Annotated in this window: 18 protein-coding genes; 9 read left to right on the top strand and 9 right to left on the bottom strand. The window is 73.3% G+C overall.

Annotated elements, in window-relative coordinates; all coding sequences use genetic code 11:
* Positions 1-5 precede the first annotated feature (5 nt).
* Genes Pdca_RS18505 through menD form a run of 4 tightly spaced genes read left to right on the top strand, consistent with a single transcriptional unit; the run spans position 6 to position 4,640 of the window.
* Positions 6-1,619 (top strand): (2,3-dihydroxybenzoyl)adenylate synthase, encoded by a 1,614-nt coding sequence (locus tag Pdca_RS18505; RefSeq protein ID WP_085912862.1) that lies wholly within the window; start codon positions 6-8, stop codon positions 1,617-1,619.
* Complete coding sequence (locus Pdca_RS18500; RefSeq protein ID WP_085912843.1) at positions 1,616-2,638, top strand: methyltransferase; 1,023 nt, start codon at positions 1,616-1,618, stop codon at positions 2,636-2,638. Before Pdca_RS18505 ends, Pdca_RS18500 begins: the two co-directional genes overlap by 4 nt.
* Entirely contained in the window at positions 2,635-2,910 is a 276-nt protein-coding gene (locus tag Pdca_RS18495) for a hypothetical protein (protein ID WP_085912844.1), read from the top strand. Before Pdca_RS18500 ends, Pdca_RS18495 begins: the two co-directional genes overlap by 4 nt.
* The gene (gene menD, locus Pdca_RS18490; protein ID WP_085912845.1) at positions 2,907-4,640 is read left to right on the top strand and encodes a 2-succinyl-5-enolpyruvyl-6-hydroxy-3-cyclohexene-1-carboxylic-acid synthase; all 1,734 of its coding nucleotides are present in this window, start codon (positions 2,907-2,909) and stop codon (positions 4,638-4,640) included. The genes Pdca_RS18495 and menD overlap by 4 nt, the downstream gene beginning before the upstream one ends.
* A 99-nt stretch (positions 4,641-4,739) precedes the next feature.
* On the opposite strand, the gene Pdca_RS18485 is transcribed toward menD, so the two are convergent.
* From Pdca_RS18485 to Pdca_RS36110, 4 genes are all read right to left on the bottom strand, one after another.
* Complete coding sequence (locus tag Pdca_RS18485; protein ID WP_085912863.1) at positions 4,740-6,884, bottom strand: DEAD/DEAH box helicase; 2,145 nt, start codon at positions 6,882-6,884, stop codon at positions 4,740-4,742.
* 279 nt (positions 6,885-7,163) lie between these two features.
* On the bottom strand, positions 7,164-8,045 hold the full coding sequence (locus Pdca_RS18480; RefSeq protein ID WP_085912846.1) for a LysR family transcriptional regulator: 882 nt from the start codon (positions 8,043-8,045) through the stop codon (positions 7,164-7,166).
* 98 nt (positions 8,046-8,143) lie between these two features.
* Positions 8,144-9,154, bottom strand: a complete 1,011-nt coding sequence (locus Pdca_RS18475; RefSeq protein ID WP_125911267.1) for an IS3 family transposase — start codon at positions 9,152-9,154, stop codon at positions 8,144-8,146.
* Complete coding sequence (locus tag Pdca_RS36110; RefSeq protein WP_179956585.1) at positions 9,151-9,627, bottom strand: transposase; 477 nt, start codon at positions 9,625-9,627, stop codon at positions 9,151-9,153. Before Pdca_RS36110 ends, Pdca_RS18475 begins: the two co-directional genes overlap by 4 nt.
* A 134-nt stretch (positions 9,628-9,761) precedes the next feature.
* On the opposite strand from Pdca_RS36110, the gene Pdca_RS18465 reads away from it, so the two are divergent.
* Genes Pdca_RS18465 through Pdca_RS18455 form a run of 3 tightly spaced genes read left to right on the top strand, consistent with a single transcriptional unit; the run spans position 9,762 to position 12,967 of the window.
* Positions 9,762-11,237 carry an amidohydrolase family protein gene (locus tag Pdca_RS18465; protein ID WP_232021047.1) on the top strand — a complete coding sequence of 492 codons (1,476 nt, stop codon included), beginning with the start codon at positions 9,762-9,764 and terminating at the stop codon, positions 11,235-11,237.
* Positions 11,238-11,240: 3 nt separating this feature from the next.
* A complete protein-coding gene (locus Pdca_RS18460) occupies positions 11,241-12,032 on the top strand; it encodes a cyclase family protein (RefSeq protein WP_085916740.1) in 792 nt (263 codons plus the stop codon).
* Entirely contained in the window at positions 12,029-12,967 is a 939-nt protein-coding gene (locus Pdca_RS18455) for a fumarylacetoacetate hydrolase family protein (protein ID WP_085916739.1), read from the top strand. Before Pdca_RS18460 ends, Pdca_RS18455 begins: the two co-directional genes overlap by 4 nt.
* A 99-nt stretch (positions 12,968-13,066) precedes the next feature.
* Here Pdca_RS18455 and Pdca_RS18450 read toward each other — a convergent pair whose 3' ends face one another.
* The gene (locus Pdca_RS18450) at positions 13,067-14,368 is read right to left on the bottom strand and encodes an ABC transporter permease (protein ID WP_085916738.1); all 1,302 of its coding nucleotides are present in this window, start codon (positions 14,366-14,368) and stop codon (positions 13,067-13,069) included.
* Positions 14,365-15,060, bottom strand: coding sequence for an ABC transporter ATP-binding protein (locus Pdca_RS18445; RefSeq protein WP_085916737.1), 696 nt, complete (start codon positions 15,058-15,060; stop codon positions 14,365-14,367). Before Pdca_RS18445 ends, Pdca_RS18450 begins: the two co-directional genes overlap by 4 nt.
* Positions 15,061-15,219: 159 nt before the next feature.
* Here Pdca_RS18445 and Pdca_RS18440 point away from each other — a divergent pair, with 159 nt between their 5' ends.
* Together Pdca_RS18440 and Pdca_RS18435 are read left to right on the top strand one after the other, a co-directional pair.
* A complete protein-coding gene (locus Pdca_RS18440) occupies positions 15,220-16,482 on the top strand; it encodes a sensor histidine kinase (protein WP_085916736.1) in 1,263 nt (420 codons plus the stop codon).
* A complete protein-coding gene (locus Pdca_RS18435) occupies positions 16,467-17,156 on the top strand; it encodes a response regulator transcription factor (RefSeq protein ID WP_085916735.1) in 690 nt (229 codons plus the stop codon). The genes Pdca_RS18440 and Pdca_RS18435 overlap by 16 nt, the downstream gene beginning before the upstream one ends.
* Here Pdca_RS18435 and Pdca_RS36415 read toward each other — a convergent pair.
* The 3 genes from Pdca_RS36415 to Pdca_RS18420 all read right to left on the bottom strand — a co-directional run bounded on the left by Pdca_RS36415 (position 17,114) and on the right by Pdca_RS18420 (position 19,976).
* Positions 17,114-17,935 (bottom strand): DUF4184 family protein, encoded by an 822-nt coding sequence (locus Pdca_RS36415; RefSeq protein ID WP_197719759.1) that lies wholly within the window; start codon positions 17,933-17,935, stop codon positions 17,114-17,116. The two genes, Pdca_RS18435 and Pdca_RS36415, sit on opposite strands and share 43 nt — an antisense overlap.
* 134 nt (positions 17,936-18,069) lie before the next feature.
* Positions 18,070-18,957 carry an LLM class flavin-dependent oxidoreductase gene (locus tag Pdca_RS18425; protein ID WP_085916734.1) on the bottom strand — a complete coding sequence of 296 codons (888 nt, stop codon included), beginning with the start codon at positions 18,955-18,957 and terminating at the stop codon, positions 18,070-18,072.
* Entirely contained in the window at positions 18,954-19,976 is a 1,023-nt protein-coding gene (locus tag Pdca_RS18420) for an aldo/keto reductase (protein WP_085916733.1), read from the bottom strand. Before Pdca_RS18420 ends, Pdca_RS18425 begins: the two co-directional genes overlap by 4 nt.
* Positions 19,977-19,999: the final 23 nt, after the last annotated feature.

Here is a 19,999-nt window from a genome sequence, read left to right as displayed (position 1 = left end):
CCTCCGTGCTCGACGGATTCGTGCCATGGCCCGACGACCTCGCCCACCGCTACCGGGAGCGCGGCTGGTGGGCCGGTCGGACCCTCGGCGCCGAGCTGCGTGGCTGGGCCCGCCGCAGCGGCGACCGCACCGCGCTCGTCGCGGGCCCCGAGCGATGGTCCTACCGCGACCTCGACCACCGCGCGGACGCGGTCTCCGCCCGGCTCGCCGCCGCCGGTATCACCCGTGGCGACGTCGTGGTTCTGCAGCTGGACAACACCGCGTCGTTCGTCGCCGTGATCTTCGGGCTGTTCCGGCTCGGCGCCCGTCCGGTGGTCGCGCTGCCGGCGCACCGGCGCAGCGAGATCGAGTACTTCTGCACGGCCACCGGGGCCACCGCCTGTCTGGTCCCCGAACCGGGTGACGGGTTCGACCATCGCGCGCTCGCCGAGGAGGTCCGGGAGGTCGTGCCGACGCTGCGCACCGTGCTCGTCGTCGGCGGACCCGCGCCGGGAGTCCTCGACGTCGGACCGGCCCGCCCCGGCGAACCGGCACCGCCTGCGGAGATCGACGACCCGTCCGACGTGGCGCTGCTGCTGCTCTCCGGCGGGACGACCGGCCTGCCCAAGCTCGTTCCCCGCACCCACGACGACTGGTCCTACAGCGGCCGCGCGATGGCCGAGACGATCCCGTACGACGCCTCCACGGTCACCCTGGTCGGACTGCCGATCGGGCACAACTGGACTCTCACCCACGGGATGCTCGCCACCTTCCACGCGGGCGGCACCCTGGTGGTCGCACCGAGCCCCGATCCGGAGCAGGCGTTCGGGCTGGTGGAGCGTGAGCGGGTGACCGACACCGGGCTGGTCCCCGGTATGGCGATGCTGTGGATGTCGGAGGCCGAGTGGACCCCGCACGACCTGTCCAGCCTGCGGCGTGTCGCGATCGGCGGGACGAAGCTGGCGGAGGAGGTCGCCCGTGCGGTGGAGCCGGCACTCGGCTGCCGGTTGCAGCAGATGTTCGGCATGGCGGAGGGGCTGGTCGGTTTCGTCCGCGACGACGATCCCGACGAGATGCGGGTGCTCAGCCAGGGCCGTCCGATCTCCGACGGCGACGAGCTGCGGGTGGTCGACGACACCGACCGGGATGTCCCGCCCGGCGAACCGGGCGAGCTGCTGACCCGCGGGCCCTACACGATCCGCGGCTACTTCGACGCCCCCGAGCACGACGTCCGCGCGTTCACCCGGGACGGCTACTACCGGACCGGTGACCTCGTCCGAGTGCTGCCGGGCGGCTTCGTGGTGTTCGAGGGCCGGGTCAAGGACCAGATCAACCGGGGCGGGGAGAAGATCGCCGCCGAGGAGGTCGAGAACCACCTGCACGCCCATCCCGCGGTGCGCGACGTACTCGTGGTCGGTGTGCCGGACCGAGTGCTCGGGGAGCGCTGCTGCGCCTGCGTGGTCCCCGAGGGGCCGCCACCGACGCTGGCCGGGATCCGGGAGTTCCTCACCGGCCGCGGCCTGGCCGCGTACAAGTTCCCCGACCTGCTGGAGATCGTCGAGGAGTTCCCGGTCACCGGGCTCGGGAAGGTCAGCAAGAAGCTGCTGGCGCAGCAGGTTGCGGCCGGTGGTGCCCGGTGAGCACCGCCGCGCTGACCCTGCTCACCGGGCCGTGGGCGGCCCGCGCCGTCACCGCGGCCGTCCGGCTCGGGGTGTTCGACGAGCTCGCCGCCGGCCCGGCCACGCCCGACGAGCTGGCCACCCGGCTGGGGCTGCACCGGCCCGGCCTGGAACGGCTGCTGCGGCTGCTCACCGGGTTCGGGCTGCTGCGAACGGACCCGGCGGGGCACGCCCTGACCGAGGACGGCGCACCGTTGACGAGCGGCCACCCCCGGTCGGTCCGGCTGCTCGCCGAGTTCTACGAGGAGGACCACCTGCGCGCCGCATGGGACGACCTGGAGGCCGGCCTGCGGACCGGTGACACCCCGTTCGCGGTGGCGCACGGCCGCCCGGTGTTCGAGCACCTGGCCGGCGCGCCGGAACAGGCGGCCCGGTACACCGCGGCGATGGCCGCGGGCAGCCGGTTCGGTGACCGGCTGCCCGCCGCGGTGGACCTGTCCGCGGCGCGCTGTGTGGTCGACGTCGGCGGTGGGGACGGCGGCGTGCTGGCGGCCCTGCTCACCGCCTGCCCGCAGCTGAGCGGCGTGTTGCTCGACCGCCCCGAGGTGGCGGGGCGGGCCGGTGCGGCGCTGCGCGGGGCCGGTGTCGCCGACCGGGTGCAGATCGTCGGCGCGGACTTCTTCGAGGCCGGGGCCGTCCCGCAGGGCGCGGACGTCTACCTGCTGTCCCGGATCCTGCACAACTGGTCGGACGATCGCTGCCGGGCGCTCCTGAACGCCCTCCGGGTGGCGGCCGGGCCGGGTGGCCGGGTGCTCGTGGTCGAGCGGATGGTCCGCTCGGAGGCCACGGACGGACCGGACGGCCTGCTGCCGCTGTTGTTCGACCTGCACATGCTCGTCATGACCCAGGGCAGGGAACGCACCGAGGACGAGTACGCGGCGTTGCTGGCCGGGTGCGGCTTCGTGGCCGCACCCGCCGTCGCGCTGCCGCTCGGGTTCTCGGTCGTCACGGGAACCCCGGCCGGGGGTGGGGTGCGGTGACCCGCCCGGTGGCCGGGTACCCCGCTCCCGGGGCGCCCGTCGACGTCCGGGAGCGGACGCTGCACGTGCGATGCACCTGCGGTGACCTGCTGCGCCGGGCGCCGATCCAGGACCTGTGCGCCGAGCCGCACGGGGAGCCCACCGGGATGTCGCTGCGCTCGGTACGGCACCCGATCCCCGGGAGCCACCTGCTGCACCAGGACCCGCCGGAGGCGGTCGTCGCCGAGGTCCGGAACGTGCTGGACACCGGGCCGGTGGAGCGGGTGTCGTGAATCCGTCGACCGCGCTCGCCACCGTCCTGACCGACGAGCTCGCCCGGTGCGGGCTCACCGACGCCGTGGTCTGCCCCGGCGCCCGCAACACCGCTCTGCTGCTGGCACTGGAGCGGCATCCGGCGATCCGGGTGCACGTGCGGATCGACGAACGATCCGCCGGGTTCTGCGCGCTCGGCCTCGGCCGGTGCACCGGCCGTCCGGCCGCGGTGGTCTGCACATCCGGCACCGCCGCCGCGAACCTGCACCCGGCGGTCGTCGAGGCACACGAATCGGGGACTCCGTTGCTGGTGCTCACCGCCGACCGCCCGGCGGAGATGCGTGACATCGGCAGCAACCAGGTGATCGACCAGACCAGGCTCTACGGGACCGCCGTGCGCTGGTTCTGCGAGATCGCGCCGGACACCGCCCCCGCAGCGCCGGGCCCGTACTGGCGTTCCACCATCTGCCAGGCGTGGCGCCGCACCACCGGCACCGATCCCGGCCCGGTGCACCTCGACGTCCCGTTCCGGGACCCGCTGGTCCCCGGCACGCTCGCGGAGTTGCCCGCCGGACTCGACGGCCGCCCCGACGGCGCCCCCTGGACCCGGACGGCCGACCGGGGGGAGGTCCCGGCGGAGCCGGCGCCACAGGTGGAGCGGGGCGTGATCATCTGTGGCGACGGGTGCCGGAACCCGGCCGCGATGGTCGCGCTCGCCGAGGCGACCGGATGGCCGCTGCTGGCCGAACCCACCTCGGGGGCCCGGAACGCCGGGATCGCGTTGCGCGCGCCCCGTGCGCTGCTCGGCGACCCGGGTTTCGCCCGCGCACATCCCGCTGAGCTGGTCGTGACCTCGGGCAGACCCGGGCTGTCCCGCGGCACCCTCGCCTACCTGCGCACCGCGCGCTCGCACATCGTGGTCGAGCCGGGGCCCCGAGTGCCCGATCCGGTGCGGACGGCGTCCCTCGTGGTGCCCGCGCTGGCGCCGCCGGAGCGGCCGGTGCCAGCGGGGTGGTGGACACGCCGGTGGCGAACCGCGGACGCGGCGGTGTCGGCGGCGCTGGACCGTGAGCTGGACCGCCGCCCGGGTCTCGACGAGCCCCGGGTCGCGCGGGACCTGGTGCGGGCACTGCCGGAGCGCGCACTGCTGCTCGCCGGGCCGAGCATGCCGATCCGCGATCTCGACCTCGTCGCCCCCGGGAGGCCCGGCATCCGGATGATCGCCAACCGCGGTGCCAGCGGGATCGACGGCGTCGTGTCGACGGCGGTCGGGGCGGCGCTGGCGCACGGCGGGCCCGCATACGCGCTGATCGGCGACCTCACGTTGCTGCACGACCGCAACGGACTGCTCCCCGGGCCGGGTGAGGCGGCCCCCGACCTGACGATCGTGGTGCTCGCCAACGACGGCGGCGGCATCTTCTCCGAACTGGAGCACGGCGACCTGGGACGGGTCCCCGGTTGGTCGACGACCGTCGAACGGCTCTTCGGCACCCCGCACGGGGTACAGGTGGGCACGGTCGCCGCGGCGGCGGGGGCCCGGCACCGGCTGGTACGAGGACCCGGCGAGCTGACCGACGCGATCCGCGCCGGTGCCGGTGGCCTGCGGATCGTCGAGGTGCGGACCGACCGTGCGGAGCAGTCGGCGCTGCGCCGGGAGCTGCGGGAGGTGATTGCGACCCGGCTCGCCGGATGTACCGGCTCCGACGCGGAGCGGGACCCGGCGCTGGGGGCCCGCGGGGCCGGGGCCTGACCGGCACCGGGTCGCCCCGCACCCGCGTGCTCCGGGTGTTCCCCGGAGCCGAGGTACGGAGCGGGTGCGGGACCAGAGGCCCCGGCCCGATCCCGGTGCTCAGCCGGAGCGCGACTCCGAGAGCGCGTCGGTGAGCAGCGCGACCAGGGCCTCCAGCTGCACGTCGGCCGACGACGGGCCGTCGTCCTCGATCCCGTCGAGCGCCTGTGCGGCGAGCCCCTCCTTGCTGTCGATCAGATCGGCGATCCGCGCGTCGATCGTCTGCGCGGCGATGATCCGCCACGCGGTGACCGGCTGGTCCTGCCCGATGCGGTGGCTGCGGTCGATCGCCTGGGTCTGCTCGGCAGCGGTCCAGGACAGCTCCGCCAGCACGATGTTCGACGCGACCTGCAGGTTGATCCCGACGCCCGCCGCGGTGAGCGAGCAGACCGCGATGGAGACGGCAGGGTCGCCGGTGAACGCGTCGATGTTGCGCTGCCGGGCGGCGGAGGTCTGGTCACCGCGGATCGAGGCGATCCGCAGCCCCTGCCGGGCGAACGTCTGCTCGGCGGCGTCCATCACGTCGACGTGCTTGGCGAAGAACACGACCTTGCCCGCGCTGCGCGCGAGCTGGGCGGCGTAGTCGGCGGCGAGTGCGGCCTTGGCCCGGCCGATCCGGCGCATCATGCCGAACACGTTGTCACCGGCCTTCGAGCCGGCGGCGTCCTTCTGCTCCCACTTCGCGACCTGGCGTACGAGGTCGTGGTCGATGCCATCGACGACGGCGCCCGAGCTGCGGTTGGCGAGCGCCTCGGAGTACCGGGCCACCATCCGGCGGGCGAGATCGCGCTCGGCGGCCCGGATCGAGCGGCCGTCGGCGCCGTCCAGCTCGACCGGGAGATCAGCGATCCGGCGGGCCGGGATGTCCGCGGCCACGTCGATCTTGCGGCGGCGCACGATGCCCATGTCGACGACGCACTGCCGGGCGGCGGCCTCGAAGCGCGCGTCGGCCGGCGTCATCCCGGTGGCGGTGAGCGCATCCATCAGGTCGGCGCGCGGCTTCTTCTCGTCGATCCAGCCGAGGAACTGCCAGATGGCGAGGAAGTCCTCGATGTCGTTGATCAGTGGCGTGCCCGTGAGCGCCATCATCAGCGGCCGGGTGGTGAACGCCCGGATGCGGTCCGACAGCGTCAGCACGTGCTGCGACCGCTGGGAGCTCTTGTTCTTGATGAAGTGCGCCTCGTCGACGACCATCCCGCGGAAGCCGAACTCGCCGAGCCAGCCGACGTGCCGGTCGAGGATCTCGTAGTTGACGACGACGATGTCGGCGAACCCGTCGATCGAGTCCCCGTTGCCGTAGATCACGGTGGCCGGTCGCCGCGGGGTCCACCGCTGCGCCTCGCGCACCCAGTTCGTCTTGACGACGTTGGGCACGACGACGAGCAGCGGGTACGCGTTCGCGGCCTCCGCGGCGAGCAGGGCCTGCGCGGTCTTGCCCAGCCCCGGCTCGTCGGCGAGCAGGAACGTCCGGTGCCCGGCCTCGGCGGCGGCGACCAGCCGGGCCTGGTGCGGCATCAGGTCATGGCCCTCCGGCGCGGACCGCTCCGGGGGCTCGGGCAGGTCCATGCAGGCCGACGCGCCGGTCCCGGCACGTTCGAACGACCGCAGCAGCGGCTCGAGCAGCTCCCAGCTCGACAGCGGTGTCGGGCGCGGCCCGGCCGGCCGGGGGGCCGAGAAGTCGGGCGCGAGGAACGGGTTGGCCAGCTGCCGGGAAACCACCGACTGCGGCACGACGCCCTGCCGGGCGGGCTCCGGGGGAGCCTGCACCGGGGCGGCGACCTCCTCGGTCGCCTCCTCGACCCCGACCGAACGCAGCACGTCACGGGACAGCGAGCGGGCCTCGTCGGAGACGACGGCGTCCTCGGAGAGGAGCGCGAGCAGCGCCGCGTCCCGCACGGCGGTGGAGGCCAGGTTGGTCGCGATGGCGTCGAGCCGCTTCAGGTGCTCGGCTCGTTGCGCCTCAGTGCTCTTCCGGTCGCTCAGCACCCGGGCGCGCTCGTTGCGCAGCAGCAGCGCGATCGCCTGGAACTTCGTGCGGGTCTCGCTGGTCACCCGGCCGTTCCGCCGTGCGGCCTGGACCTCCCGGACCGAGCGAGCGAGCACCGACATGATGTCTGCGTCGTTGCCGCCGCCGTCGCGGCCGCGTCGGCGGTCCCGCGGTGCGTCGCGGCGCGCCCTGGTCTGGGGCCGGCCTCGTCGAGCCAAGAACTCCTCCTCCGGAGTACCCGGCGGGACCGCCGCAGCGGCCCCGCCGCGCATGCTGCTGCGGTCGGGGTGGCGGACGTCGCGGGGGAGTGGCCGGTTGGCCTCTCCACGATGCGACCCGACCCGTGAGTCTGCGGTGGAACGCCGCCGCGGGGCCGAACAGTCCGAACACGGAGCTGGGCGCCACGACGGGCATCCCGGACGCCCTCCGCCGATGATAACCCGACGGGTCGCAGCCCACGAGCGGTGCCGGTGCGCCGGTGGGGTGACGGCCGTGCGCTACCGGTCCCGGATGCCGTCGCCGAGCGCACCGATCGCGGCGCTCCCGTGCGCCGCGCTCCGGAAGGCCTCGACCGCGGCGGTGCGGGTCCGGCGGCACCAGGCGAGCGCCGCGACCCCGTCCGGCCCGCCGGTCGGGACGTAGCGGACCCCGGAGTGCGGGAAGAACCGGCTGGCCGTCTCGGCGTGCAGTGCCAGCCGCCCGGTCGCGGCGACCGCGGCCGCGACGTTCGCCGGCGACCGGACGACGACCCGACGGTCCACCTCGCCGGGACCGGTCCACGCCGCCAGCCCGGGATGCCCGACCGGGGTGATCCACGACCGGTCGGCCAGGTCGCTCTCCTGCAGCTTCTCGGCGTCGGCGAGCTCGGAGTCGACCGGGACGACGACGTGCCGGGCGGAGGTGGCCAGCTCCTCGACGGCCAGGTCGTCGTCCTCGCCGAGATGGTGCACGATCGCGACGTCCACCTCGCCGGTGCGGACCGCGTCGTACTGGGTGGACCAGTCCAGCTCGACGAATCGCAGCGTCAGCCACGGGTACGACCGGGCGAGCAGCGACCGGGTCGCCGGCCAGCGTTCCGCCAGCCCGTACCCGACCACCCCGACCCGCAGCTCCGAGCCGTCCCGGGGGTCGGCGAGCCGTTCGGTCAGGGCGTCGAGATCGGCGAGGACGGCGCGGGCCCGTGGCAGGAACCGCTCCCCGGCCGGGGTGAGATCGACGCGCCGGCTGGTCCGGTCGAACAGGCGCGCCCCGATCGCGCGCTCCAGCTCGCGGATCCGCCGGCCGAACGGCTGCGGCGAGATGTAGTGGGCGGCCGCGGCGCGGCCGAAGTGCAGCTCGTCGGCGAGGGTGACGGCATACCGGAGCGACCGAACGTCCATGTCCCACCTCCGTGCGCCGGATCGTATCCGCGTGCGCCGCTCGGATCACAACCGAAACGGCACATCGGTAGCTGTCAAGTCAACTGAGACAGTTGATCTTACTGAGTTGGCTGTAGGACGGGTTGATTGATCCACGCCTGCTCGGGCAGGCGCGGCGGGCTGGGCCGGCGACTGAATCGCTCGGGATACTGGGCGTGTGCGCGGTCGAGGACGGTCTGACGCTGAGCCCGGACCTCGGTCGCGGTGTCGAAGTGGATCGACGCCGGGGTGTGCATGCCGATGCCGGAGTGCCGATGCTCGTGGTTGTAGTGCTCGAAGAACCGCTCGCAGAACGCGCGGGCATCAGCGAGCGAGCCGAACCGGTCCGGGAAGTCCGGCACGTACTTCAGCGTCTTGAACTGCGCCTCGGAGAACGGGTTGTCATTCGAGCACTGCGGCCGGGAATGTGACCGGCAGATACCGAGATCGACCATCAGCTCCGATACCGGTTTCGAGGTCATCGACCCGCCCCGGTCGGCATGAATCGTCTGCGGGATGACGTGGTTGCGGGCGACTGCGTCGGCGAGGAAATCCTTCGCCACGACGGCATCCTCAGCGTTCGCGGCGAGCCATCCGACTACGTAGCGGGAGAAGATGTCGAGCACCACATACAGCTTGTACCACTCGCCCTTCCGCGGGCCCTTCAGCGCGGTGATGTCCCACGACCACACCTCGCTCGGGCCATGAGCGACCAGCTCCGGGCGCACCCGCGGCGGATGCGTGGCCTGGGCGCGCCGTTCCCGGTTCTGACCCGCTGCGCGGGCGATCCGGTACATGCTCGACTGCGAGCACCACCACCGGCCCTCGTCGAGCTCCCGGGCCCACACCTGCGGAATGGCCAGATCCCGGTAGTCCTCGGAGTTCAGCAGCGCGAGCACGGCGGCACGCTCGTCGTCGGTGATCGTCGAGGGCGGGAGCCGGCGCGCACGGTGCGGGCCGTGCAGCGGCCCGAGCGTCACCCCCGCCGGGTCGGCGCGGCGGTAGTGCGTGGCCCGCGACCGACCGGTCAACGCGCACGCCGCCTTGATCGACACCTCAGCGGCGCGCAACTCGGTGAACGCGCCGTTCAACGCCGCTTCCGCGGCGCCGGTGGTTCCTGGTCGTCCGCGCTCTCGGACAGCTGCTCCAAGAGCGCGTGCGCTTTTCCCATGATGTCCAACGCGGTCCGCGTCTTCGTCAGGTCGGATTCGAGTTTCGCGTTCCGGGCCCGGAGCCGTTCCAACTCGGCCGCCTCCGCCGACCGCTTCGGACGTTTCGCCGACCGCCTCGAATCGGCTACGCCCTCCAGCGCGCCGACGTCCCGGGCCCGGGTCCACTCGATCACGTGCGACGAATACAGGCCCTCCCGGCGCAGGACCGCGCCCTTCTCACCGTTCGGCGCGTTCTCATACTCCGCGACGATCGCCAGCTTGTATTCCGCGCTGAACGACCTACGCGACGGACGCGGCGACGGACCACCAGCCGACCGCGGACCCGACGACGACGCCGTCGACCCGCTGCTGCCGGCCCCCGCACCGCGACGCTCCTCCGATGACACGAGCACCAGGATCTCCGATCACGCCCTCTACTGTGAACCGCTGACTTCAACCTGTCTCAGGTGATCTTGGCAGAGAGGGCATGACCGGGTCCGTTCGTGCGGCCAGGCTCCGGTGCACACGAAGCGCGAGGAGGCGACACGTGACCACAGGAGCCACCGGGGCCACCGGGACGACGGGCGGGCGCACGCTGGTCCGCAACGGCCACGTCCTGACGATGGATCCCGCACTCGGGGACCTGCCCGGAGCGGACGTGCTGATCGAGGACGGCCGGATCACCGCGGTCGGTCCGTCCCTCGATGCGGCCGGCGCCGAGATCATCGATGCGACCGGGCATCTCGTCCTGCCGGGCCTGATCGACACCCACCGGCACACCTGGCAGTCGCTGATGCGCGGCATCTGCGGGGACTGGACGCTGGCCGACTACTACTTCGGCATCCGGCTCGGGATCTCACCGGCCTACGAGCCCGACGACGTACGGCTCGGGAACCTGGTCGGCGGTGTCGATGCGCTCGACTCCGGGGTGACGACCCTGCTCGACTTCTCGCACTGCAACAACACCCCGGAGCACTCCGACGCAGCGGTCCGCGGGCTGCAGGAGGCCGGGATCCGGGCTGCGTTCTGCTACGGCTTCTTCGAGAGCTCGCCCGAGGCGACCCGGTTCGGGACGCACGCCGATCGGCTCGCCGACTACCACCGCGTTGCCGACACCCACTTCGGCTCCGGCGGGCTGCTCACCCTGGGGGTGTCGCTGTCGGAGATCTTCGGGCTGCCGTGGGCCGACACGGTCGCGGAGCTGGCCGCGGCACGGGAGCGGAACGCACTGCTGGTCAACCACTCGGGCTGCGTGTTCGGCAGCGTCCTGTGCGGCGGGATCACCGAGCTCGACGCGCTCGGCCTGCTCGGACCGGACATCGTGCACGTGCACTGCACCGCGTTCGGCGACGAGGAGTGGGCGGCGCTGGCCCGCAGCGGCGGGAAGGTGTCGTTCGCACCGGAGACGGAGCTCAACATGGGCTTCGGGATCCCGCCGTTCGACCGCTGCCGCAGCCACGGGATCGCACCCACGCTGTCGGCGGACGTGATCTCGCTGAACAGCGGGGACCTGTGGCACCAGCTCCGGTTCGGGCTGGGGGTGGCCAGGTCTCAGCTCGCGCTCCCGGTCAACCGCTCCGGGGCGATGCCCGACGACGTCGGGATCAGCTGCCGAGACGCGCTCTCCTGGTGCACCGCCGACGCCGCCGATGCGCTCGGGCTCGGTGACCGCACCGGGTCGTTGACCCCGGGCAAGCAGGCCGATCTCATCCTGGTCGGCGGTGCGGCGATCGACCAGCACCCGCGGATCGACCCCTACTCGACGCTGGTCTTCCAGACCTCGGCCGCCGATGTGCGCACGGTGCTGGTGGACGGCCGGGTGGTCAAGCGCGACGGCGTCCTCACGGTGACCGACCTCGACCGGCTGACCGCCGAGGCGGACTCGGCCGCGGACCGGATCCTCGGCCGCGTCCGGGACGCGGGCCGGGAGCTGCCCGGGACCCCGCCCGGTGCGTGGGCCGCGATCGAACCGATGGCCCGCGGGTTCCGTGCCGAGGCGCTGCGCGCGGTGGCGGAGCGCTGAGACATGGCACGGACTCTCGTGGACATCTCGGTGTCGCTGCGGGCCGACATCGCCGCCGACCCGCCCGGCCTCGGGCCGGAGATCGACTACCTGGACCACTCCGACACGGTGGAGGACCTGCTCGCGTTCTTCCCCGGGGCGGGCCCCGAGGATCTGCCCGACGGTGAGGGATGGGCCGCCGAACGGGTACGGATGACCACGCACAACGGCACCCATCTGGACGCGCCCTACCATTACTCGGCGACGATGGACGGTGGCGCACGGGCGAGCACCATCGACGAGATCCCGCTCGAATGGTGCCTGCGGCCCGCGGTCAAGCTCGACTTCCGGCACCTGCCCGACGGCTACGTCGCGACCGCCGGTGACGTCCGGGCCGAGCTGGCGCGGATCGGCCACGAGCTGGCACCGCTCGAGATCGTCGTCGTCAACACCGCGGCCGGTGCCCGGTACGGCAGCGACGACTACGTCTCCGCCGGCTGCGGGATGGGCCGGGACGCGACCCTGTACCTGCTGGAGCAGGGCGTCCGGCTGACCGGCACCGACGCGTGGAGCTGGGACGCGCCGTTCGTGCACACCGCACGGCGCTACGCCCGTGACCGGGACCCGTCGGTCATCTGGGAGGGCCACCGGGCCGGCCGCGAGATCGGCTACTGCCACCTCGAGAAGCTGCACAACCTGGAAGCGCTGCCCGATCGGGGCTTCGAGGTCTGCTGCTTCCCGGTCAAGGTGCACGCCGCATCGGCCGGCTGGACGAGGGCGGTCGCGATCATCGACCAGGAGGAGGGACGCCCGTGAGGTGGGTGACCTACGACGCCGGTGAGGGCGTGCGCACCGGGATCCTGGACGGCGAGTGCGTGCGCGGGCTCGCCGCCGGGACCTCGCTGGCCGGCCTGCTGCGGAGCGGCTCGCTCGACGAGGCGGGTGCCGACGCAGTGCGGGCGCCCACCGAGGTGCGGCCGCGGAGCGAGGTCCGGCTGCTCGCCCCGCTGCCCCGGCCACCGTCGGTGCGCGACGGGCTCTGCTTCCTCGACCACCTCCGGGGCTGCTACCGGGCGTTGGGCCGGGAGGAGACGCTGGATCCGGTGTGGGACCGGACGCCCGCGTTCTACTTCGCCAACGCCGACGGGATCGTCGGACCGTACGACGACGTCCCGGTCTCGCCGGGCAGCACGATGTTCGACCTGGAGCTGGAGGTCGCCGCCGTGGTCGGTCGTGGCGGTCGGGACCTGCACCCGGAGCGGGCCGAGGCGCACATCGCCGGCTACACCTTCTACAACGACTGGACGGCTCGCGACCACCAGCTGCGCGACATGGCGCAGGGGATCGGGATGGGCAAGTCGAAGGACAGCGCGATCACGCTCGGCCCGGCCCTGGTCACCGCCGACGAGCTGGAGTCCCGTCGCCGGGACGGCCGGCTCGACGTGGAGGTGACCGCGACCGTCAACGGGACCGAGCTGACCCGCGGCTCGCTCGCCGCGATGGACTGGAGCTTCGGCGAGCTGCTCGCCTTCGTGTCCCGGGGAACCGATCTGACCCCGGGGGCGGTGATCGGGTCCGGGACGGTGCCGGGTGGATGCCTGCTGGAGCACGTGGACACCGCGGACATCGCCGCGTTCGCGGGGTGGCTGCAGCCCGGTGACGTGGTCGAGCTCGGAGCCGAGGCGCTGGGCGGCACCCGGCAGACGGTGCGGCCCGCCCCGGCGATGCTGCCACTGCGCACGGGGTTCTGACCGCGCCGGTGGCGACTCCGGGCGCCGGTCGCCGGTGGCCGCGGTGCCGGACCGCCCGCGTCGACGCGGGCGGTCCGGGCCGGGCGCCGGCCCGATCCGTCACTCGTGCCGCAGCGCCTCCACCGGGTCCTTGCGGGCGGCCCGGATCGCGGGCAGCGTCCCGGCGAGGAACGCGACGGCGACGATCAGCGCGATCACCGCGAGCACGGTCGCCGGGGCGAAGGCGATCAGCGTGAGCCCCGGCAGGTCCGCGAACAGCGTCCCGGAGAGCGCCGTGCTGATCGCGGTGCCCGCCCCGATCGCGATCACCGCCCCCAGCACGCTGCCCAGCAGCCCGAGGAACACCGCCTCCAGGCTGAACAGGGCGAACACCCGTCCGCGGCCCATCCCCATCGCCTGCATGAGCCCGATCTCGCGGGTCCGCTCCTGCACGGACATGAGCAGCGTGTTCACGATGCCCAGCCCGGCGGCGACCAGCGCGATCCCCGCGAACGCGTTGAGCACCCAGACGATCGTGTCGATCACCGAGGTGAAGGCGCCGATCTGGTCCTCGACCGTCCGGCCCTCGAACCCGGCGTCGACCAGGCGGTCCTTGAGGGCGGTCAGCTGCTCGGGGGTGATGTCCGGTGCGTACTGCACGGTCGCGCCGGACCACCGGTCCACCTGGTCGGCGGGCAGACCGACCTGTTGCAGGCCGTACACGGCGTCGGACAGCGAGGCGTTGACGGTGACCCCGGGCGACGCCGGTCCGGCCAGGGTGTCCTCGGTGACGCCGACGATCGTGCCCTGGACGGTCTGCTCGGCGCCGGCGCCGTCGGTGAGGCCGAGCGTGACGGTCCGGTCGAGCGCGTCCCGGGCGTCGGTGAAGCCGAGCGTGTCGACGTAGCTGAGCGGGATGGTGAGCTGGCGTGCGTCGCCGGTGCCGTCCGGGGCGACGCCCTCGGCGCGCTCCTGGGTCTGGCCGGGGAGCAGGGCGGTCGCCGTCGTCGCGAAGCGGGTGCCGTTCTCGTACCGGATGAAGTCGACGGCCAGCGACCGGATCGGGGCGGCCTCCTCGACGCCGTCGATCCCGGCGAGGGTGTCGATGTCGGCCTGCGTCATGGCGGTCGTCGTGGTCGGCGGTCCGGGCTGGTCGGAGGTGACCGCGTCCGGGTTGTAGACGGGCGGGCCGTCGGACTCGGTGGCGACGTCGGCGTCGGACCGTTTGACGACCGTCATCACCTCGGCCGATCCCAGGCCGGAGACGGTGCTGTCGATGAACCGGTTGATCCCGGTCCCGGCACCGTTGGTGAGGGTGAGGGTGAAGGCGCCGACGAAGATCGCCAGTACGGTCAGCAGCGTCCGGGCCCGTGCCCGGAACGTGCTGCCGACGGCGGTACGGACCAGATCGCGTGTCCTCATGCCGCGTGCACCCCGTCGGTGACGATGCGGCCGCCGCGCAGCTGCAGCGTGCGGTCGCAGCGGGCGGCCAGCTTGTCGTCGTGGGTGACGATCACCAGCGCGATTCCCTGCTCCCGGTTCAGCGTGAACAGCAGGTCCTCGACGATGCCGCCGGTCACGTCGTCGAGGTTGCCGGTCGGCTCGTCGGCGAAGATGATCCGCGGGTTGCCCACGATCGCCCGGGCGATCGCCACCCGCTGCTTCTGCCCGCCGGACAGGTCGGTCGCCATGCTGGACGCCTTGTCGCCGAGCTCGAGCTGCTCCAGCGTCGCCATCGCGCGGTCGCGCCGCACCCGCGGGGCCAGGCCGGCGATCTTCAGCGGCAGCATCACGTTCTCCAGGACCGTCTGGTCGGGGGAGAGCAGGAACTGCTGGAACACGAAGCCGAACGTCTTGTTCCGGGCGCGGTTCAGCCGGGCCCGGCGCAGCTCCCAGGTGTCGCGGTGGTCGAGCAGGATGGTTCCGTCGGTCGGCTCGTCCAGCAGCGCCAGCAGGTGCATGAGGGTGGACTTGCCGGATCCGCTGCGTCCGACGACGGCCAGGCTCTCGCCCTCGTAGACGTCCATCGAGACGCCGCGCAGGGCCTCCGCGCCACCGACCGCGCTCCGGTAGGTCTTCCGCACGTTGCGCGCGGAGAGTATGGCCTCGTTCATGGTGTCCGATCTCTTCCGTGGCTGTTCCGCCCCAGCCTCGCCGCGGATCCGGGCCGGGGCATCGGCCCGTGGGTGTCTCCTCGTGTACCGCAGCCGCAGTACGCGGATGCACAACCGCCGGAGGAGGGCCCGGGTGATCGGGGTGTGGAGAATGGGACGGTGCACGCGACCGCGATCGGACCGCCGCGTCGGCTGATCCCGGTGTGGCTGACCGACCTGCTGGTGACCGTGCTCGTGCTCGGCGCCGCGTCGGCCCGGCTCTCCGGCGGGTTCGGCGAGGTGACGGTGTCCGGGCTGGTGCTGGAGTCGCTGCCCGCCGTGCTGCTCTGGGCGCGCCGCCGGTACCCGCTGCCGGTGCTCGTCGCCTGCGCCGCCAGCCTGTTCGGCGTGCTGGTCACGGTGCCGGTCACGCCGCTGTCGGTGTTCGCGCTCGCCGTCGCGATGTTCACCTACTCCGACCACAACGGCCGCCGGCACACCGTCCTGGCCTGTCTCGCCGTGCTCCTCGTCGTCGTCCCCACGACGATCCTCGTCTCGCTGGGCACCGAGCATCCGCCCCTGACGGTCCAGATCGCGGTGACGATCGGCTTCGCGGCGGCCCTGGGGGACAGCACCCGCAGCCGTCGCGACTACATCTCGTCGATCACGGCGCGCGCCGAGTACGCCGAGGCGACCCGCGAGATCGAGGCCGTCCGCCGGGTCACCGAGGAACGGCTGCGGATCGCCCGCGACCTGCACGACGTCGTCGCCCACCAGATCGCGGTGATCAGCCTGAACGCCGGTGTCGCCTCGGCGAACCTGCGCGACGGTCCACCCGCGGCGATCGACGCGCTGGCCACGATCCGGTCCGCGGCCCGCCGGGTGCTCGGCGACATCGGCGACCTGCTCGCCGTGCTGCGCGCCGACGACGACCAGCCTCCGGTCTCCCGCCCCGGTCTGCACCAGCTGCCCGAGCTCGTCGCGGCCCTGGCAGCGTCCGGGCTGGAGGTGACCCTCCGGCGGACCGGCGAGATCCCGGCGACGCTCTCGCCCGCCACCGACGTCGTCGCCTACCGGGTGCTGCAGGAGGCGCTCACCAACGTGCTCAAACACGGCACCGAGTCCCGTGCGCACGTCCTGGTCGCGGCCGGGCGGGACACGCTGCGGCTGCTCGTCACCAATCCGGTGTCCGATACCGGGCCGGCGGCCCGCATCGATACCGGGTCGGAGGCCCGCATCGATACCGGGTCGGAGGCCCGCATCGATACCGGGCCGGCGGCCCGCCCCGGGACCGGTGGGTACGGTCTGCACGGGATCCGGGAACGGGCGGCGTCGGTCCGTGGCCGGGTGAGCGCCGAGGAACGCAACGGGATCTTCCGGCTGGACGTGCGGCTGCCCGTCCCGGCCGCGGTGGGGGAGGGTGACCGATGCCGGACGTCGTGATCGTCGACGACCAGCCGCTGATCCGGTCCGCGATCCGCGGCCTGCTCGACGCAGATCCGCACGTGACCGTGGTGGGGGAGGCGGGCGACGGGGTCGAGGCGCTCGAGGTGATCGCCGCGACCGCGCCGGACGTGGTGCTCATGGACATCCGGATGCCCCGGCTCGACGGCATCCGGACGACCGCCGCCCTCTGCGCCGACGACCGGTTCACCGACACCCGGGTGCTGGTGCTGACCACGTTCGAGGAGGACCGCTACGTGGTGGCCGCGCTGCGGGCGGGTGCCAGCGGGTTCATCGGCAAGGGCGCCGAGCCCGAGGAGATCCCGCGGGCGGTCCGCGCGATCCACGACGGCGAGGCGCTGCTCTCGCCCGCCGCGACCCGGGCGCTGATCGAGAAGTACCTGACCGTGAGCCGGACCGCGGACCCGGACGACGGCGGCGGGCACCGCGGGCCGCCGCCGGAGACGCTCACGGCGCGCGAGCGGGAGGTGCTCGAGCTGGTCGCCAGGGGCCGTTCCAATCAGGAGCTGGCCGCGGAGCTGGTGATCTCGCCGCTGACGGTGAAGACGCACGTCAACCGGATCATGACCAAGATCGGGGCGCACGACCGCGCGCAGGTGGTCATCTACGCCTACGAGAGCGGGGTCGTCGTCCCCTCGCCGCCGCCGGGCTGACCTGTGGGCCCGATCCGTTGCCGGGTAGCCCGGACGCCCTGCCGGATGAGCGCATAGCCGAGGACGGCCACCCCGGCCGCACCGACCGCGGTGACCGCGAACTCGCGGGCCAGCAGGTTCGCCTGCACCGCCGCGTCGTACCCACCGGACTCCTGCAGGTCGAGCCGGATGCCGGGTGCTGCAGCCAGGGCTGCCGTGGCGCCCGCCGTGACCGGCACCGCCACCAGCGCGGACGTCACGGCGATCCGGAACCGCCGGGTGGGGCGGATCGGCGCCGGGCCCGGGGTGCGGGGCGCGGTCCGCCACCAGCACACGAACCAGGCCCCCAGGGCCACGGTCCCGGCCAGGTTGCCGGCCGCGGTCAGCGGACCCGACCATCCGGGACCGGCGACGCCGCCCAGCGCGTCCCACCCGAGATGGGTGGTGGCACCGACCGCGACGGACCCGACCACCAGCGCCGCCGCCGCGGGGGAACGCCACCGGAAACCCGCAACGGGACCGATGATCCGGCAGGCGAGAGCCGGTGGGGCGAGGTCGGCGAGCGGTCGTTTCAGCAGGGCGTGGAAGATCGCCAGCAGGGCCAGGCCGATGATCGGGTTCAGCCACAGCAGCGACGACCAGCCGTGGGTCAGCGTCAGGTTGAGATTCCCGTGGATCGCCGTGAGGCGGACGTAGTAGGGCAGGTCGGGAGCCACGGCGCCGGCCACCAGTGCCGAGGGGACCAGCCCGGTCCGCAGCAGCGGAAGGACCGCTGCCGGATGCACGAGTGTGAAGGGCACCGGGCCAACCTAGGTCCCACCCGGATCCCGGCGTGCTGCGGCGTCGAGGTGCCGGCCCCGAGCGGAACCTCGGTGATGAGCCCCGGGGCGGAGGCGGAGCGGGCAGCTCTCGCCGGCCCCGCGCCGGGCCGATGTCAGCGCCCGGCGGCCCGCAGCGGGGCGACGATCTCCTCGCCGATCCAGCGCGCGATGCCCGTCGGGTACGGGACGGGCAGGCCCATGACGAGGTGCGAGAACCCGGCGTCGTGAGCTCGTGCGAGCCGGTCCCGCGTTCGGGTGGCGTCGCCCGGGTCGATCGCCACCATCGTCGAGCGGGTGATCGTGGCGGGGTCCCGGCCGATCTGTGCGCAGAGCCGGTCGAGCACCGCGCCGCGCGCGACGGCGCCGTCGAGGTCGGCCGGGACGTTCCACAGATCGGCGTGCCGGGCCACCACCCGCAGCGTCGGGGTCGAGCTGCCACCGATGAGCAGCGGTGGCCCCGGCCGCTGCACCGGCTTCGGGCTGCCGAACGCGCCGGTCAGCCGGACCTGCCGGCCGTGGAAGTCGAACGGTTCGGTCTCGGTCCAGAGCCTGCGCAGGACGGTGCACGCCTCGTCGAGCGCCTCGACGGCGGTGGCCGCGTCGTGGAACGGCAGGCCGTGTGCGTCGTACTCGCGGCGTGCCAGCGGGTGCCCGACCCGGGAACCCGCGCCGATGCCGAGATCGAGACGGCCGCCGGAGATCACGTCCACCGTGGTGGCGATCTTGGCGAGCACCGCAGCCGGCCGTAGCCGGTTGCTGGTGACCAGCACCCCCATCCGCAGCCGGTGGGTCCGGGCGGCGAGCGCGGAGAGCAGCGTCCAGCCCTCCAGGGCGGGCCCATCGGGTGGCCCGCCGATCGGCATGAGGTGGTCGTAGAGCCATGCGTGCTCGATCTCGGGCACCGCGTCGGCCTCGGCCCACACCCGCGCGATGTCGGCGTAGTCGACGTGCACCGGTGGGGTCATGATCCCGACCGAGAGCCGGGGGACGGCGGCGGTCATCGCCGGCGCCGCAGCGACGGGTCGAGCAGGGCGGGTGGAGCGTCGTTCTTCTCGTGGGCGGCGAGATCCAGGCCGGGTGCGACGACCTCGTCGATCGCGTCGAGCACCTCGGCGGGCAGGACGGTGTCGGCCGCGGCGAGCTGGTCGGTCAGATGATCGACGGTGCGTGGGCCGATGAGGGCGGCGCTCACCGCGGGATGCGCGGTGACGAAACCGAGCGCGAGCTGGATCATGCTCAGACCTGCTGCCTCGGCGATCGGGACGAGCTTCTCGACGGCGTCCATCCGGGCCCGGTTGTGCGGCAGCGAGACGTCGAAGCGGGCCGTCATGAACTGCGAGCGGTGGGTGGCGATCTCCCGGCCCTCGCGGACCGCCCCGGACAGCCAGCCCGATGCGAGTGGGCTCCAGACCATCACGCCCATACCGTGCTGCTCGGTGACCGGCAGGACGTCCCGCTCGGCACCACGCTGCAGGATGGAGTAGCTGGGCTCCTCGACGGTGTAGCGGCTGAGCCGGTGTTCGCGCGCCGCCCACTGCGCCGACACGATGCGGTGGGCGGGGAACGTCGACGACCCGAAGTAGCGGATCTTGCCGGCGCGCTGCAGGTCGGTCAGCGCCGACAGCGTCTCCTCGTCGCTGGTGGCCGGGTCCCAGCGGTGCACCTTGAGCAGGTCGACGTGGTCGACGCCGAGGCGACGCAGGCTGTTCTCCAGCGCGATGGTCAGCCAGCGGCGCGACGCGCCCTGCCGCAGGCCGCTCCGGTCCATCGGGAGGCCGGCCTTCGTGCTGAGCACGACGTCGTCACGTCGCCCGGAGAGTGCCGTGCCCAGCATCTCCTCGGCCTGCCCCGCGGAGTAGGCGTCGGCGGTGTCGATCAGGTTCACACCGGCGTCGAGTGCGGCGCCCACGATGGCGTCGGCGTCGTCCTGGGTGGTCCGGCCGATCCGCCCGAAGTTCATCGTGCCCAGCGCCAGTGCGCTGACCGGAATGCCCGTGTCCCCGAGGGTGCGGTATTGCATGGTTCGTCCTCTCCGTGCCGCGC

The organism is Pseudonocardia autotrophica (genome assembly GCF_003945385.1).
GTDB lineage: Bacteria > Actinomycetota > Actinomycetes > Mycobacteriales > Pseudonocardiaceae > Pseudonocardia > Pseudonocardia autotrophica.
The sequence above is the reverse complement of the archived record's forward strand: the minus strand, read 5'-3'. Positions and strand labels throughout refer to the sequence as shown.

Excerpts from the sequence above, each read along its gene's own strand:
- Pdca_RS18480 (WP_085912846.1), bottom strand. The coding sequence starts at position 8,045 with ATGGACGTTCGGTCGCTCCGGTATGCCGTCACCCTCGCCGACGAGCTG.
- Pdca_RS18460 (WP_085916740.1), top strand. The coding sequence starts at position 11,241 with ATGGCACGGACTCTCGTGGACATCTCGGTGTCGCTGCGGGCCGACATC.
- Pdca_RS18450 (WP_085916738.1), bottom strand. The coding sequence starts at position 14,368 with ATGAGGACACGCGATCTGGTCCGTACCGCCGTCGGCAGCACGTTCCGG.
- Pdca_RS18445 (WP_085916737.1), bottom strand. The coding sequence starts at position 15,060 with ATGAACGAGGCCATACTCTCCGCGCGCAACGTGCGGAAGACCTACCGG.
- Pdca_RS18435 (WP_085916735.1), top strand. The coding sequence starts at position 16,467 with ATGCCGGACGTCGTGATCGTCGACGACCAGCCGCTGATCCGGTCCGCG.
- Pdca_RS18425 (WP_085916734.1), bottom strand. The coding sequence starts at position 18,957 with ATGACCGCCGCCGTCCCCCGGCTCTCGGTCGGGATCATGACCCCACCG.
- Pdca_RS18420 (WP_085916733.1), bottom strand. The coding sequence starts at position 19,976 with ATGCAATACCGCACCCTCGGGGACACGGGCATTCCGGTCAGCGCACTG.